Source organism: Nocardia sp. NPDC127579 (assembly GCF_042672005.1).
Lineage (GTDB): Bacteria > Actinomycetota > Actinomycetes > Mycobacteriales > Mycobacteriaceae > Nocardia.
The window spans coordinates 40,959-56,277 of the sequence record NZ_JBHXVZ010000006.1; the positions used below are offsets into that span (position 1 = coordinate 40,959).

Sequence of the window (15,319 nt, forward strand, 5' to 3'; positions counted from 1 at the left end):
CTGCCGGGGCGGCGATTCGCGTTTCAGGCCGCGGGGTCGCGGCGCAGGGTGGCCGCGAGATGGTGTTGCAGCGGTTCGCCGACCGCGGCCATCCGCAGTGTGTAATCGATCGTGTCGCCGGCCACGCGCAGGGAACGACCCAGCGCCGTCACGGCTTTGGCGGTGCTGGAGCGGCCGATGGCGGTGGAGTCGAACTCCATTCGCAGCTCGCCGTCGTCGATGCTGAGCTCGCCCTCGCAGATCTCGGTGATGCCGGTCGGATGCGCCAGGATGAGTTCGAGATGCCCCGGTCGCGGGCAGCGCAGGTAGCCCGTCTCGGCGTGCATCGGACGGCTGCCGTCGGCGGCGCGGGTGCGCTGCCGGTAGGTCAGGAACGGCCGCCCGAGATGCCCGAACCGGATCTCCTCCAGGTATTCGAACGGCTGGATCGTCGGGTATTCGCCTCGTCCCGCTCCCCGCCAGGTGCCCAGCAGCGGCGCGAGCGGCGCGATCTCGGGATGAACGGCGACAGACGACTGAGGTTCCACCACGGCCGACAGCTTAGGCCCACCCGGTTTACGGCGCCCGTGAACCCACCGGATCACCGCGCTCGGCCCGCCTCGGTATCCGTCTCGTTCGCGTTCGCCGCCCAGTGCTGTGACCAGGCCCAAACCCCTTCCAGAGCGGCGCCGAGCTGCCGCCCCGCGGTGGTGAGTTCATAGCTCTTGTCAGGATTCTTCTCGACCAGCCGCGCGCTTTGCAGCTGCTGCAATCGGGTGGACAGCATGCTCGACGAGCACTGCCCCATGCGCCGCCGCAGCTCGAGGAACCCGAGCCGCCCGGGTTCCAGTTCCCACAGGACCCGCAGGTTCCAGCGCTGCCCCAGTAGTTCGATGGCCGCCAGCACGGGGCCGTTGGCCGGATCGTCCTCGCCCCGAGACGGTTTCGCACCGCTCGTGCTCATGGCCTGTTCCTTCCGCGCGGTGGTCCGCCGAGTTTGCGCTTCTAATTCAGAACCACCATAGTGATTCTGAATTAGAAGCGTCACGACGGGTGAGGGGCAACAGTGGACTCGGAACAGCGGATCATCCTGGTGACCGGGGCGTCGCGCGGTATCGGAGCGGAGACGGCGCGGGTGCTGGCCGCGCGCGGCGAGCACGTGATCGTCAACTATCGGGAGAAGCGCAAGCGCGCCGACGCGATCGTCGCGGACATCGTCGCGGCCGGCGGCAGCGCGTCGGCCGCGGGGGCGGACATCGCCGACCCGGCGGCGGCGCGCGCGCTGATCGAGGGTGTCGTCGCGGAGTTCGGCCGGCTGGATGTGCTGGTGCTGAACGCTTCCGGCGGGCTGGAGCGTGGCGCCGAGGCGGATTACGCGATGCGATTGAACCGGGACGCGCAGGAGCGGTTGGTGCGGCTCGCGGTGCCGCATATGGGTTCTGGTGCGCGGATCGTGTTCGTGACCAGTCACCAGGCGCATTTCCACGGACGCAAACCGGTCCCGGCCGACTACGTGCCGATCGCGGCGAGTAAACGAGCCGGGGAGGACGCGCTGCGCGCGATGATCCCCGAACTCGGCACGCGCGGCATCGATCTGGTCGTGGTGTCGGGCGACATGATCGACGGGACCACCATCGTGGTGCTGTTGGAGCGGCGGGATCCGGAGGCGGTCGCCCTCCGGCGGCGGGTGGGTGAGCTGCCGACGGTGGCGCAGTTCGCGACGGCGGTCGCCGACGCGGCGGACAGCGCGGGGGAATCGGGCCGCACGGTGTATGTCGGTGGCGCGGATTACGTTGATGCTGAGGGGTTGCCGGTGCCCGCTGACGGGTCCGCCGGATAGGGGCGAGTAGGTTCGGCGGGTGTGGGGGAGCGGTGCGGACAACCGCGCAACCAAGCGGTTGTCCGCTTCCATATGCAGGGCTGGTCAGGGAGTGTCTAGGCAGAAGGTGCTGGTCGGTGGGAGGCCGATGGTATGACGGCGGCTCGTGACAACTGGATGGTGCCCGGTCGGGAGCTGCTGCTGGCAGCTTGCCGGGGGCTACCCCATGACAATCACCCGATGCTGGACGCAGCGGGTGAACTGACCCAGCTGCATATGGATCGCGAGCGCACACCGGTGTGCGAACTCGTGCAGATCGATCGGCGCCGCACCCAGTTGGTGCGGGCGATCGACCGCTGGATGACCCTCGCCACGCCGGTTCCGCCGCCCGGCGAGCACTGGCACTACGAATCGGTCGGCAGGGTGGTGGATCGCCTGGCCGAACTCACCGCCCAGGCCATTCCGCTCGACCACGCACCCGATTCGATCTTCTACGACATCTGGCTGCGGGTGGCCGAAACGGCCGATGCCTATCAGGATCTGGCGGACGGGCTGTGCGCCGGAACTCTGCGCCCACCCACCCGCGGCTACTGGTTACCGGCCGCGACCGAATAGTCGCAGGCCGCGGCCACGCCGCCGCGGCAGGGTGGCGTACACCATCGTCATATCGGCGAACACCTCCGCCTCCTGCTCCCGCTCGGCACCGAACTCGTTGCGGCCCAGCACATGCTGCACCGACAGGGCGGGCAGCAGGGCGGCCAGCATGGGCGGCAGCGGCGCGTTCGGATCCGCCTCGGCCTTGCCGTGGCCGAGCAGCATGTGGCCGATCTCGTGCAGGATGATGTGATCGGCGTTGCGTTCGGTGGCGGCGTCGTCGTAGACGATGATGTCGTCGTGCTTGCGGGCGACCCACAAACCCTTTCCGCGGCAGCCCTTTTCGGTCAGCATCTCGGCCGGGACCGGTCGCAGCGAGATCGAGCGCCCACGGTACGCCGCGACATCGGCGAGATACGCGGTGAGGTTCCACGGATTCGGTAGTGGCACTGTCCGGGTAGCGTCACCGAAGCGGGCTTCCATGCTGGTCATCGGGGCACACATTACCCACCGGGCCGCCCGCCGTCACCTCCGCGATCCCTACCCCCGCGATTCGTCCAATGGCTTCTGTTCCGGTGTGTTTCGGCCGGTGAATCGCAGCGCGAGATGGTTGATCACCCACAGCGCGGCGCCGACCGCAAGCAGTGCGCCGGCGATGGCGTACTGGTCGGGATTGCGGTCGGTATAGGGCGTCACGAGGAACCCGCAGGTGAGCGCGCCGACTACGGGCAGGGCGGTCGGCGTGCGGAAGTGCTCGTGTGCCACCGGATCCCGGCGCAGGACCAGCACCGCCACATTCACCACGGTGAACACCGCGAGCAGCAGCAGCGCGGTGGTGCCGCCGAGTTCGGCGACCTTGCTGACGAAGAAGATCAGCCCGAGCGCGAGCGCGGTGGTGAACAGGATGGCGACATGCGGCGTGCGCCGGGCCTGATTGACCTTGCCGATCGGCCGGGGGATGACGTGCTGGCGGGCCAGCCCGTACAGCAGGCGGCTGGCCATCATCATGTTGATCAAGGCGGTGTTGGCCACCGCGAACATGGAGATGATCGCGAACAGGTGGGTCGGGAACGCCGGCGCCCCGATCTCCACCACCTTCAGCAACGGTGTGTCACCCTCGGAGAGTTCGGCGACCGGGACCAGCGCGACCGCGGTGATCGCCACCAGCACGTACACCAGCGCGGTGATCAGCAGCCCGGCCAGCAGCACCCGTGGGAAGATCCGCGACGGCTGTTTGCATTCCTCGGCCATGTTCACCGAGTCCTCGAATCCGACCATGGCGTAGAAGGCGAGGGTGGTCGCGACGATGACCCCGCCCACCGCGGTGCGGTCGCCGGTCTCGAATTCGGTGATGCGGCCGAAGTCGCCGTTACCGAATCCCAAGGCCCACAGCCCGATTCCGATGACGATCAGCAGACCGGTCAGCTCGATGCAGGTGAGCAGCACGTTGAGTTTGACGCCCTCGGAGACACCGCGCAGGTTGACCGCCCCGACCAGCAGCATGAACGCCAGCGCCACCAGCGTGACGCCGATTCCGGTGCCCAGGTCGATCTCGAAGGCCTCGGCGAAGTTGGCGGCGAAGGCGCGGGCCGCGGTGGACGCCGAGGTGATGCCGGAGCTCATCACCGCGAACGCGACCATGAAGGTGAGGAAGTGGATGCCGAACGCCTTGTGCGTGTACAGCGCGGCGCCCGCGGCCTGCGGGTATTTGGTGACCAGCTCCAGATAGCTGAGCCCGGTGACCAGCGCGACGAGGAAGGCGACCACGAACGGCACCCACACCGCCCCGCCGACGTGCCCGGCGACCTTGCCGGTCAGTGAGTAGACCCCGCTGCCGAGGATGTCACCGACGACGAACAGCAGCAGCAGTCCCGGGCCGATCACTCGTTTCAGCGACGGTTGTTCCTGGGCGGCGGATTCAGCGGACACATCGGCCATGGCGACACCCCTCTGTGCTACATCCGGACAACGGAGGGTACCCGCTGAAGCCTCAAATAATGCGCAGGTCAGAGGCTTTCGTGTCGCTACTGCATCCGGTCGGCGATCTGCCGGATGAGCACCGAGGAGTCGCGCGGGCTCAGCGCCATGGCGCGCAGTTGGTCGAAGATGACGCCGAAGCGCCGGATCTCGGCGTGGCCCTCGATGAGTTCGTCGCCGGCGATGCCTTCGACGTACACCAGTTCCGGATCGTCGGGCTTGGGGAAGTCGACCAGGGTGAAGGAGCCGGCCATACCCGGGTGCGCGCCCGCGTCGAACGGGAGGATCTGCAGGATCACGTTCTTGCGCTTGCTCTCCTCGAGCAGCTTCTCCAACTGGCCGCGCATGACACCCGGGCCGCCGACCACGCGGCTGATGGCGGCTTCGTCGAGTACCACCCACAGTTCGAGCGGGTCGTCCTTGCTGAGGACCCGCGCGCGTTCCATGCGCGCCTGGGCGCGGCTTTCCATGACGGCGGCCTCGACCTTGGGCATGCTGGTGTCGAGGACCGCCATCGCGTACTGCTCGGTTTGTAGAAGGCCGGGGATGAAGGAGGTCTGGTAGTGCCGTGCCGAGAGCGCCTCGGATTCGAAGTTGATGTACGCGGCGTAGACCTCGGTGAGGTTGCCCTCCCAGGGCCGCGACATGCCGGGTTTCTGCGCGTCGGTCAGCAGATCCAGCGCGTACTTGCGGCGCTCCGGATCCACGCTGTACAGATCGAGCAGCGTCATCAGGGTGCGCCGCTGCGGGCGGGCCTGTGCCGCCTCGATGCGGTACAGCGTGGTGACGTTGATTCCGGTCTTACCGCTGACCTCTTCTTTGCTGAGATTCACGCCTTCGCGCATCTCGAACAGCAACGCGGCCAGTCGTCGCAGGCCCGCGGTGAGAACGGTGCGCTTGCCCGCCATGTCGACAATCCTTTCGCCGTGCGCACTGCTGGGAACGCACCCCCGTGCGTTCGTGCGACCGTAAGGGCCCCTCCAGTGCAGCAGATCCACACGGGAATTGGGCGAATATCGGCAGAGCGTACTCCGCCGCTACGGCACGGTGACGGGTTGGTCGCAGCTGGCGGGCGGGTCGACCAGTGCGCAGTCCGAGGGCCCGCGGGTGGGCCGGTAGGCGGCGGGCACGCCGCCGGTGGCGATGATCCGGCGGTAGGTGTCCACGGCGTCGGTGGGACGGCGGGTCAGGCCGGGGTCGGTGCGCACGTCGACCGTGTAGAGGCCGAATCGTGGTGTGTAGGAACCCCATTCGTAGTTGTCGGTAATGGACCAGTAGTTGTAGCCCATGATCCGGATCCCGTCGGCCCTGGCCCGTTGCAGCCAGTAGACCGTGTCGCGCAGGTGCGCGGAGCGGGTGTAGCCGTCGGCGCGCGGCATGCCCTCCTCGGTGGGCATGCCGTTCTCCACGATCCACAGCTGCTTGTCCGGGAACTGGCGGGCGTAGTGCTGGAGCGCGAAGTAGATGCCCTCCGGGCGGATCGGCAGGTTCCACATGCCGATCGGCGGTGCGGCGGATCCGTCGGAGGCGGCGGCCATGGCGTCGGAGCCGGGATCCTCGAGGCCGAAGTAGTAGTCGATGCCGATGAAGTCGAGCCGGTCGCGGATGCGGTCGATGAGCGGCCCGTTGACCTCGGCCTCGGCGCCCGCGACGTAGCCGACATTGCTGGTGACCATGGCGTCGGGCTGGACGCGGTGGATGTAGTCGTAGATCTCGTTGTGCGCCTGGGTGACCCGATCGAGCATGGCGGCGGCGTCGGTCGCGTTCTGGCGCACCTCGTGCATGATGTAGGCGACCGGCTCGTTGATGGTGACCCACACCGGTTTCCGGTCGGCGAAGCGATCGACCACCATGCGTGCGCTGGCCAGCCACTGTTCGACGATGCCGGGGTTGTTCCAGCCGCCCTGGTCGGCGACCCAGCCGGGGTAGACCCAGTGGTCCAGGGTGAGCATGGGGTGCATGCCCGCGTCGAGGATGGTGTCGACGACCGCTTCGTAGAAGGCGAAGGCGTTCTCGTCCCAGGTCTCGGGGGTCGGCTGGACCCGCGCCCATTCGATGCCCACGCGGAAGACCTTGGCGCCGAGCCCGGCGGCAAGGGCTATGTCCTGCGCGTAGCGGGTGTGGAAGTCGACCGCGTTCTCGTAGGCGTCCCAGCCCGGGTTGGCCGCGATGTAGCGGGTCCAGTTCGAGTCCGGGGCGTGGCCCTCCGATTGCGAGCCGGATGCCGCCACGCCCCACAGGAAGTCGGCGCCGAGCCCGCCGTCGGCGCCGACCGCCGATGCCGCGGGGGTGGCGAGTGCGGCGGCGTCGGGGAACAGGGCGGCGGCCACGGTCAATCCCGCCAGGGCCAGACGGTGCAGTCGCGCGCGCATCGCACTCCGATCTCCGGTCGGGACGGTGGTACCGAACCGGATCGTAGCTGAATATTTGCTGAATCCGGGGGAGGTGGTGGGTGTCGCGGATGGACGCCGCCGAATGGGGCGCGGCGGCGTGGGCCGTGCGGAACCCGATGGTTGCTCGCCCGGGCCGTGGGCGGTCGCGCGGCCCGGTGTGCGCCCGTGCCGCGCCCGTCCGGGAGTTTGTCGTCGCGGTCCGTCGGCGCTGGTCGGCCCGGCTCGAGACGGACCGGACGGTATGCCTGCTGGTTACCGATCGGCATCCGAATGGGCTGTGGCGCTTGAGAGTTGCTGCGATCGCAGATGTAAGCACACTCGCGTTGCAGGATTGAAGACGCACTCTTGCGTTCTGCCCCCGCCGGGAGCATGATCCAGCTAGCGTATTAGTTGAAACTACCAATCCGCGACATCGGATAACCGAATCGAGAGCCAATCATGTTGGTACATAGAGTGTTGGTGTCGGGTGATTTTGAGGTGGCGAAATGAGCGCGCCCACGGTGGGCGCGCTCCCCACCGCACCGCAATTGTTGTGCGCATTCCAGGGGCGGCGCTTCCTGGATCGCGAGCTGCTGCGTTCCGCACACGCGCTGGCGGAACTGCACGCCCGCCGCAGTGAAGTGCGCGATGCGTTTCTGGTCGCCGAAATAGATTGCCGTCGAGGCGAACTCGTCGACGACATCAACGACTGGGTGGCGGCGGAGGTGCCGCAGCACCGCAACGGCGCGTCGCTGCACACCGAAAGCCTAGGCGCGGTGGTCGATCGCATGGCGCAGAGCTGGGTCGATGCCAATCAGGCGATCGACGCGGACGGTCCGCGCAGCGACAACACCCATAAACACTGGTACCACCTCGCCGAACTCGTCGACGGCTACACTGATCTGGTAACCGACGTGGCCGGCGGGCGGCGTCGGTTGCCGGAACAGTGACTCGGCAGCACCGCGATTCGCGTGCCGAGAGGGTGGCATTCCAGCGAATGCCACCGGCCGTGACGGCGGGCGCAACGGGGCGCCCTGCCCGGCGTGCCGCGTAGTCGACTGGCGCGGCACGCCCGCCGGGTCATTCCGCAATTGTGAATTCGGCGGAGGCCGCCGCGCGAATATCGATCTTGTCGTGTGCACGCATTCTTCGAAGTAATTCCACCCATGGTTCGGTCCAGCCGAAATGATTGCCGCACAGGGTGATCAGGGTGACCGCCGCGTAGGCGGTCGGCAGATCGACGTGGCTACTCAGCTCGTTCGCGATGGTCCACATGGTGGCCGGGTTGCTGGCACGCAACGTGGCGGTCGAGAGCGCCTGCTCCAAGTGTCGCGCAGGTCGGCAGATCAGTAGGCCGTCGGCCAGCTCGGCTGCGCGCCGGATCGCTTCGATCGCGGATTCTGGTGCGTGCCAACGGATTCCGGCCAGATGCAGATCGATGGCTGCCTGTCGCCATAGCGGCGCGGTGCCCAGTGTGACGGCGATCGACATCGCCGCGGTGCGCCCCGCTGCCGACCGGCGAGCAACTGCCTGGACCTGAGTCACCAAGGCGGACAGGCGCTGTCGCGCCGGGAGGTCGCGGCCCGGTAGCTCGATGTCTTCTGCCGCGAGGAGTTGCCGAACCGCCTCCGCGAGCGCCGTCACATCCCCGGTGGTCGTGGTGTGGGCCACCAGTGCCGCAACCGCGCCCCGCCACACGCCGAGTTCGCTCAGATCGCAGATCCGGCGCGCCAGCTGCGCACCGGCTTCGGGCGGGCTCCACCGACTCCAGAGCGGTAGCAGCGAAATCGCCTGGGACGCCAGCTGTTCGTCGGTGTTGTGTGCCAGGCCGAGTAGCAGACCCGCCATGCGGCGCCGTTGCTGGATCGGCAGCAGGCGCGGGGCGTACCCCGACAGTTCGCTCGCCACCTCCGGGTCGGCCGCGGCCTGCGACAGCACCGCCCACGCGGCGTCTCGATCCAGCAGGAAGCGGCACGCGAAGACCGCGGCGCGCCGCACATCGCGGTGCTGGCCCGGCGTGCGCCACACCTCCCCGATGACGTCCATCGCCTCCGGGGCGTGCAGTTCGGCGAGCAGGCGGACGCCCTCCTTCTTCGCGGTGATCTTGGGTGAGGCGAGCAGCGCCGCCGTGGTGCTCGTGAGCCGGTCCGGCGCAATGCCTTTCGCACAGGTAGCCATGCTGCTCACCGCGACCCGGGCCCGGTCGGAATCGACCTGTCCGGCCAGCAGGCCGAGCGCGCGCTCGGGATCCGCGCACTCGCCGAGCGCCGTGAGCGCCGCCTCGGCCACCGAAAGCCGCTGGTCCGCGGTGTATCCGGCCAGTCGATCGAACCCGCCGGGCAGGCGGCCCAATTGCCGTACCGCCCACCTCGATTCCCACAGCGAGGACTTGCGGTGGTCGGCGTGCGCGCTCAGCAGCCGGGCGTACTGCTCGACCTGAGCGGGAGTCCAGCTGCCGAATCCGCCTGGGAAACTGGGAACGAAGCGCACTTTCGCGGACAGGAACCGGCCCGGTGTCGCCGCGCCGAGCAGCGAATCGAGCAGGTCGGTGCGCCGCAGGCCGATCAGCCGCTGCACCGGCGGCAGGGTGATCAGCGAGCGGTCGCGTTTCACCAGGGCGTTCAGGGCGTCGTCCCGGGTCGCCGGGTCCGCGAGGGCCAGGTCGACGGCGCGTCGCACCGTGGAGTCGCTCCGGGCGCCGCAGGCGCGCAGCACCATTCGATGCAGATCGGGTAGATTCCGGGCGCGTTTGTCCAGACCGGCGGCGAGGTCGAGGGCGAGCTCCCACTCGTCGCGGGCGCCGTCGTTGTCCAGCCGGGGGCGCAGGGCCTCGAACAGGTGTCGCTCGGCGCCGCGCGGCAGGTTCTCGTGGATCCGGCCCAGCGGCACCCGGGTGGTCTGTGCGGCAAGGAGTTCCAGCAGACGCAGGGCGGTCGCGGCGAACCCACCGGTCGTGCGGGCGGCGGCACCGGTCGTGGTGGTGGTGCCAGCCATGGAGGTGGCGGCGCTGGTTGTGGAGGTGGCGGCACTGGTTGTGGCGGCGGCAGCGCCCGTCGTAGAGGTGGCGGCGCGCAGGAGCAGCAGCCGGGCCAGCGTCGCGACGGCGGCGGTGGTGCTGTACGAGCGGTCGCGCGCCTCGAGCGCGTCGGCGCAGATCTGCTCGAGTGCGGGCAGATGGTCGGGACGCAGCAGCGTCGGCGGCATCGCGGTCAAGGCTTGGAAAGCCTGGGCGCGCACCGGATCCTGTTCGTTGCGCAGGCGGCGCAGGGTATCGAGCAGGTCGCCGAGCACCTCCGGATCCCGGGCTCCGAACGCGGCCGCGATCAGCAGTGGATACGCGGTGGCCCGCTCGTCGGCGGTGGGGCGGCGAATGGCCTGGGCCAGAACGGGTTCGGCGTCGGGCCAGAACAGGCGCGCGGTGAGGCGCTCACGCACCGCACGCACCTCGGAGCCGCCGGGCCGGGCCAGCAGCTCCCGGGCCAGCTCGGCGCGCGCCGGGCGGGGGAGCAGATCGAGCAGGGTCGCGTCGATATCGCCGGGATCGATGCCCGGGCGCGCCCAGACGGCGCGCACCACGACCGCGCGGCGCGCGGGCGCCAGTGCCCGCAGAAAGCGGGTGCGGTGGTAATGGGGGTAGACAGATCCGAGGGCGATCAGCCGCTCATCGGGCAGCTCGCGCAGTGCCACCCACAGCGCCTGCCCGGTCAGCTCCGCGCCGCGGCCGGACGAGTGCAGCACGAGCGCCTGCACCGCCGCCGGATCGTGCCGGGCCAGCTGCCCGGCGACCGGCCGAAGTTGCTGGACAGAGGTGAATTCCACGGCCCGCCGGGCCAGTGCCAGCAATCGATCCGGCTGATGTTCGGCCGCGGCGCGGGCGCACGCGCCGACCCGCGGCCACAGCTCCCACCAGTCGGATTCGCCCGCGATGTCGGCTTTTTCCTCGGCATAGGCGAGCACGACATCGAGGTGCCTGTGGCCGAGCGCGGCCCAGTCCGGCACGGCGTAATCGAGTTCGGGCAAATACTCGGCGACCGTCGATTCGGTGCAGTACGCCAGGATTCGAGCCGCCTCCGCGTCACCGAAATGGCGACGGATCACCGGCAGCAGCGGGTCGGCGGTGTAGCCGCGGCCGGTCCGGCCGAGCGCGCGGTACAGCGCGCGCCGCGTGCGGTGCGACATCCGCGGCAGCCGATCGAGCAGGGCGTCCGGTTCGATTCGGGCGCGCACCAGCGCGTGCACCGCCCGCGCCGCCAGCTCGGGGGCCGGCGAATCGAGCTGGCGCAGCAGGAAGTCCGATTCGTTCGCGACGGTCGCCATCCGACCCGCCAGCAGCCGCTCGTAATGGCCCCCCGCGGCGAGTTCGGCCAGGAGGCCGGTCAGCTCGGCGGTGCCGCGCAACCGCAGCGCGCAGACCGCGACCGCGTGCTGACGCGCGGGCGCCGCGAGCGGCTCGATCTCCTTCAGCAGTTTTGTCGCGGTGCTGGCCACGCAAACCCCCTTCATCGAGTGTGACCGCGTCCCGCTCTACGGATTCGACGGCCTCGAACATCGTTGCGATGCTAGGTGAACCGGTTCCGCGCCGCATTCGAGATTTCGGGCCCGCCGGATTCCCTGTGCGGGTCGACCATCGGTCGGGAGGTCTCGGTGCTCCGGGCGGCTGCGTTGTGCTGTGCGGCTGCGACATCCAGAGCGGTCTCGCTGCTCCGGGCGGCTCCGTCACGCAGAGCACGCGGCCCTGTCCTGGCGGGCGGCCCGTCTCGTCGAACGCGGATCAGCCGCCGAGCCGGGCTTCGAAGGCGATGCGGTCGCCGCGGTAGAGGGCGCGCACCCGTTCGATCGGCGCGCCGTCCTGATCGACACTGCGCCGGTGCAGCAGGAGCAGCGGCAGGGCGGTGGTGCATTCCAGCAGGCCGGCCTCGCGTGGGGAGGCGAGGACGGTTTCGATGCGTTCGGTGGCCGCGGTGTAGACCACGCCGGTGGCGCGGACCGCCGCGTACAGGGAGGTGGTGGGGTCATATCCGGCGCGCAGTCCGGCGAAGCGGTCGCGGGGGAGATAGGTGCTCTCCAAGCCGATCCGCTCGCCGTCGGCGAGCAGGACGCGTTCCAGGTGCATCACCAGGGTGCCCGGCGCGAGGTCCAGCGCGGCGGCGGTGTCGGCGTCGGCCGGGACATCGTTGAAGCTCACCACGACTCGGCCCGGGACGCGGCCGAGGCTGATCGCGCCCTCGGTGTAGGAGCGCAGCGACAGGGGTTGCACCATCTTCGGGCGGGAGACCACGGTGCCGCGTCCCTGCCGCCGGATCCGCCCCTCGACCAACAGGTCGCGCAGGGCCTGCCGGACGGTCTCGCGGGCCACCTCGAAGCGGACGGCGAGGTCGCGTTCGGAGGGAACCGGATCGCCCTCCTCGAGTTCGGCGAGGATGCGCTCCAATTCGGTGCGCACCACATAGGACTTCAGCTGACGCCCCGCGAGTGCGGAATCCCTGCTCCGACCGGGTATTTCGGCCGCCGCGGCCCCCATCGACTCGGTTGCTTCCATGCCGCCAGCCTACCCGGCATTGGTCTATACCAATTGTTAACCCGGTGTTCGCATGGGAAACACCCGTTGGTCTAGACCATTGATCACCATGGTTTCCATGCGATTGGTCATCATCGGAGGTGGAATCCTCGGCACCGCCCACGCGCTCGCCGCGATCGGCCGCGGCCACGAGGTCGTACAGCTGGAGCGGGAGCCGGAAGCGCGCGGCGCGACCGTGCGCAACTTCGGATTGGTGTGGGTCTCGGGCCGCTCGGCCGACGAACTCGACCTGACTCTGCGCTCCCGGCAGCTGTGGGAGGAGATCGGCGGCAAGGTGCCCGGGGTCGGATTTCGCCCGGCCGGGTCACTGACTCTTGTGCGCACCCCGGAGGAATTGGCCGTCGCCGAGGCGGCCGCGGCGCACCCGAGCGCCGGGGCCCGTGGCTTCGAACTGCTCGACTCCGAGCGGGTTCGCGCTCTGAACCCGGCGTTGCGCGGCAAGTTCCTGGCCGGTCTGCACTGCTCGACCGACGCCGCGGTGGAGTCCCGGCAGGCGCTGCCCGCGCTGCGCGCCTATCTGACCGCCACCGGACGCTACACCTTCCACGCGCACACCGAAGCCCGCGCCGTCGCCGATACCGGTTCCGGCGCAACGGTTCTCGATGATCGCGGGCGCACCTTCGACGCCGATCTGGTGCTGGACTGCCCCGGTGCCGCGCACACCGGACTGACTCGTGAGCTCGTCGGCGACCTCCCCGTCCGCCGGGTCCGGCTCCAGATGATGCAGACCGCGCCGCTGGGCGAACCGCTCACCACCGCCATCGCCGACGGTGACAGCTTCCGCTACTACCCCGGTTTCGCCGGGCCGGAGGTGGACGCGCTCAACGCCGAACAATCACAGAGCGCCACCGCCGCCGAGCACAAGATGCAGTTGCTCTGTGTGCAGCGCCTGCACGGCGGACTCACCATCGGCGACACCCACGAGTACACCGAGCCGTTCGCCTTCGACGTGGACGAGGCGCCCTACGAGCACCTCACCCAGGTCACCGAGGAACTGCTGGGACGCGAACTGCCGCAGGTGATTCGGCGCTGGGCCGGGGTGTACAGCCAGTCGGTCGACCCGAACGTGATCGTCACCCGGGCGCAGGCGGCCGAGCACGTCTGGGTGATCACCGGCCCCGGCGGCCGTGGCATGACCCTCGGGCCCGCCCTCGGCGAGCAGACCGCGGACCTACTGAACCTGTGAGGAACACGATGTCGGACAACGCTATTCAGCTCGCCGTCTTCGATATGGCCGGGACCACGGTCGCCGACGGCGGCCTCGTGGTGCGCGCTTTCGACGCCGCCGCCACCGCCGTCGGCATGGAAACCGAAGGCCCGCGGCGCGATCGGGCGCGGCAGTACGTGCTCGACACCATGGGGCAGTCGAAGATCGTGGTCTTCCGTGCGCTGTTCGATGACGAGGACACCGCGCGGCAGGCCGACCGCGCCTTCGAAGCCGCCTACGACGCCTTGATCGAGGAGGTCGGGGTCACGCCGATCCCGGGCGCCGCGGCGGCATTGCGGAAGCTGCGGGCGGCGGGCGTGCGGGTCGCACTCACCACCGGCTTCAGCCGCGGCACCCGGGACCGGCTGCTGACCGCGCTGGACTGGACCGATATCGCCGACCTCACCCTCGCGCCCGCCGACGCCGGGCGCGGCCGCCCCTACCCCGATCTGGTCCTGACCGCGCTGCTGCGGCTCGGCGTCGACGCCGTCGACCGGGTCGCCGTGCTGGGCGACACCACCAGCGATATCGCGACCGGCCTGGCCGCCGGCGCGCGGATCGTCGCGGGCACCCTGACCGGCGCGCACGACGAGGCGCGGCTGCGTGCGGCGGGCGCCACCCACGTGGTGCCCTCCGTCACCGAGTTCGCCGAACTCGTACTCACCGAGCACTCCTGACCGTCCCCGTCCCTTCGAGACCCCTACTTCGACGAAGCGAAAGTTGTTCAACCGTGCGTACTTCCACAACGCGCCTCTTCAGTAAGACCGCCCTGCTCCTGGCCGCCGTCTGCGCGGTATCGCTGACCGCGGCCTGCGGCGGCACCGGATCCGGCGGGTCCGGCGAGCAGACCGTGACCGTCTACTCCGCCGACGGTCTCGACGGCTGGTACAAGACCCAGTTCGAGAAGTTCAAGGCCAAGACCGGCATTTCGGTCGATGTGGTGGCCGCGGGCTCCGGCGAGGTGGTCAACCGGGTGGAGAAGGAACAGTCCAACCCGCAGGCCGACGTCGTGGTGACGTTGCCGCCGTTCATCCAGAAGGCCGACGCCGCCGGGCTGCTCCAGCCGATCGGCGTGGACACCTCCGCCATCGCCGACTCCGAGCGCGACCCGAAGGGCAAGTATGTCAGCCTCGCGGGCAACTACCTCAACTTCATCGCCAACTCGACCGTCGACTCGTCCAAGCTGACCTGGGACGACCTGCTGAAGCCGGAATACAAGGGCAAGGTGCAGTACTCGACGCCCGGCCAGGCCGGTGACGGCACCGCCGTGCTGATCCTGCTCCAAGCCCTGCGCGGCAAGGACGGCGCGCTCGAGTACCTGAAGGCGTTGCAGGCCAACAATGTCGGGCCGTCCAGCTCGACCGGCAAGCTCCAGCCCAAAGTGGACAAGGGTGAGTTGCTGATCGCCAATGGCGATATCCAGATGAACATGGAGTCGATCAAGTCCAAGGGCTCGAAGTTCTCCATCTTCTTCCCGGCCTCGGCCGACGGCAAGAAGCACACCGTCTCGCTGCCCTACTTCATGGGCCTGGCCAAGGGCGCGCCGCACGCCGACGCTGCCAAGAAGCTGATGGAGTACCTGCTCAGCAAGGAGGTGCAGGCCACCCTGGGGCCGGATGCCTACGCGGTGTCGGCGCGCAAGGACCTCGCCGAGGTCACCCCCACCGGCACCGGTCCGACCCCGGCGTCGCTGATCCAGGGCGTCGAGGTGGTGCATCCGGACTGGTCGAAGGTGATCGCCGAACTCGACGCCGACGTCGCCGCCTACCAGCAGGCCACCGGCAGCTGACCGG

General features: G+C 69.3%; 14 protein-coding genes. 6 read left to right on the plus strand and 8 right to left on the minus strand.

The window, feature by feature from the left end:
• Positions 1–23: 23 nt before the first annotated feature.
• The gene (locus ACFVMC_RS20785; protein ID WP_379213230.1) at positions 24–539 is read right to left on the minus strand and encodes a peroxynitrite isomerase; all 516 of its coding nucleotides are present in this window, start codon (positions 537–539) and stop codon (positions 24–26) included.
• A gap of 41 nt (positions 540–580) precedes the next feature.
• Positions 581–943, minus strand: a complete 363-nt coding sequence (locus ACFVMC_RS20790) for a winged helix-turn-helix transcriptional regulator (RefSeq protein WP_379212539.1) — start codon at positions 941–943, stop codon at positions 581–583.
• 102 nt (positions 944–1,045) lie between these two features.
• On the opposite strand from ACFVMC_RS20790, the gene ACFVMC_RS20795 reads away from it, so the two are divergent.
• Positions 1,046–1,819 carry an SDR family oxidoreductase gene (locus ACFVMC_RS20795; RefSeq protein WP_379212541.1) on the plus strand — a complete coding sequence of 258 codons (774 nt, stop codon included), beginning with the start codon at positions 1,046–1,048 and terminating at the stop codon, positions 1,817–1,819.
• Between the two features lie 219 nt (positions 1,820–2,038).
• Positions 2,039–2,413, plus strand: coding sequence for a hypothetical protein (locus ACFVMC_RS20800; RefSeq protein WP_379212543.1), 375 nt, complete (start codon positions 2,039–2,041; stop codon positions 2,411–2,413).
• On the opposite strand, the gene ACFVMC_RS20805 is transcribed toward ACFVMC_RS20800, so the two are convergent.
• The 4 genes from ACFVMC_RS20805 to ACFVMC_RS20820 form a co-directional block, all read right to left on the minus strand.
• Positions 2,393–2,884: a hypothetical protein gene (locus ACFVMC_RS20805; protein ID WP_379212544.1), complete on the minus strand. Its 492-nt coding sequence runs from the start codon at positions 2,882–2,884 to the stop codon at positions 2,393–2,395. The genes ACFVMC_RS20800 and ACFVMC_RS20805 overlap by 21 nt on opposite strands.
• Before the next feature lie 48 nt (positions 2,885–2,932).
• Entirely contained in the window at positions 2,933–4,330 is a 1,398-nt protein-coding gene (locus tag ACFVMC_RS20810) for an APC family permease (RefSeq protein WP_379212546.1), read from the minus strand.
• 86 nt (positions 4,331–4,416) lie between these two features.
• The gene (locus ACFVMC_RS20815; protein WP_379212548.1) at positions 4,417–5,277 is read right to left on the minus strand and encodes a helix-turn-helix transcriptional regulator; all 861 of its coding nucleotides are present in this window, start codon (positions 5,275–5,277) and stop codon (positions 4,417–4,419) included.
• 129 nt (positions 5,278–5,406) lie between these two features.
• On the minus strand, positions 5,407–6,741 hold the full coding sequence (locus ACFVMC_RS20820; RefSeq protein WP_379212550.1) for a family 1 glycosylhydrolase: 1,335 nt from the start codon (positions 6,739–6,741) through the stop codon (positions 5,407–5,409).
• 590 nt (positions 6,742–7,331) lie between these two features.
• On the opposite strand from ACFVMC_RS20820, the gene ACFVMC_RS20825 reads away from it, so the two are divergent.
• On the plus strand, positions 7,332–7,691 hold the full coding sequence (locus tag ACFVMC_RS20825; protein WP_379213232.1) for a DUF4254 domain-containing protein: 360 nt from the start codon (positions 7,332–7,334) through the stop codon (positions 7,689–7,691).
• Positions 7,692–7,821: 130 nt separating this feature from the next.
• Here the strand turns inward: ACFVMC_RS20825 and ACFVMC_RS20830 are convergent, their stop codons facing one another.
• Positions 7,822–11,229: a hypothetical protein gene (locus tag ACFVMC_RS20830; RefSeq protein ID WP_379212551.1), complete on the minus strand. Its 3,408-nt coding sequence runs from the start codon at positions 11,227–11,229 to the stop codon at positions 7,822–7,824.
• A 283-nt stretch (positions 11,230–11,512) separates the two neighbouring features.
• Positions 11,513–12,280 (minus strand): GntR family transcriptional regulator, encoded by a 768-nt coding sequence (locus tag ACFVMC_RS20835; RefSeq protein ID WP_379212553.1) that lies wholly within the window; start codon positions 12,278–12,280, stop codon positions 11,513–11,515.
• Between the two features lie 97 nt (positions 12,281–12,377).
• Here ACFVMC_RS20835 and ACFVMC_RS20840 point away from each other — a divergent pair, with 97 nt between their 5' ends.
• The 3 genes from ACFVMC_RS20840 to ACFVMC_RS20850 are packed head-to-tail and all read left to right on the plus strand — an operon-like array spanning position 12,378 to position 15,315.
• Entirely contained in the window at positions 12,378–13,505 is a 1,128-nt protein-coding gene (locus ACFVMC_RS20840) for a TIGR03364 family FAD-dependent oxidoreductase (protein ID WP_379212555.1), read from the plus strand.
• 8 nt (positions 13,506–13,513) lie between these two features.
• Entirely contained in the window at positions 13,514–14,203 is a 690-nt protein-coding gene (locus ACFVMC_RS20845; RefSeq protein ID WP_379212557.1) for a phosphonatase-like hydrolase, read from the plus strand.
• Positions 14,204–14,256: 53 nt separating this feature from the next.
• Complete coding sequence (locus ACFVMC_RS20850) at positions 14,257–15,315, plus strand: 2-aminoethylphosphonate ABC transporter substrate-binding protein (RefSeq protein WP_379212559.1); 1,059 nt, start codon at positions 14,257–14,259, stop codon at positions 15,313–15,315.
• Positions 15,316–15,319 lie beyond the last annotated feature (4 nt).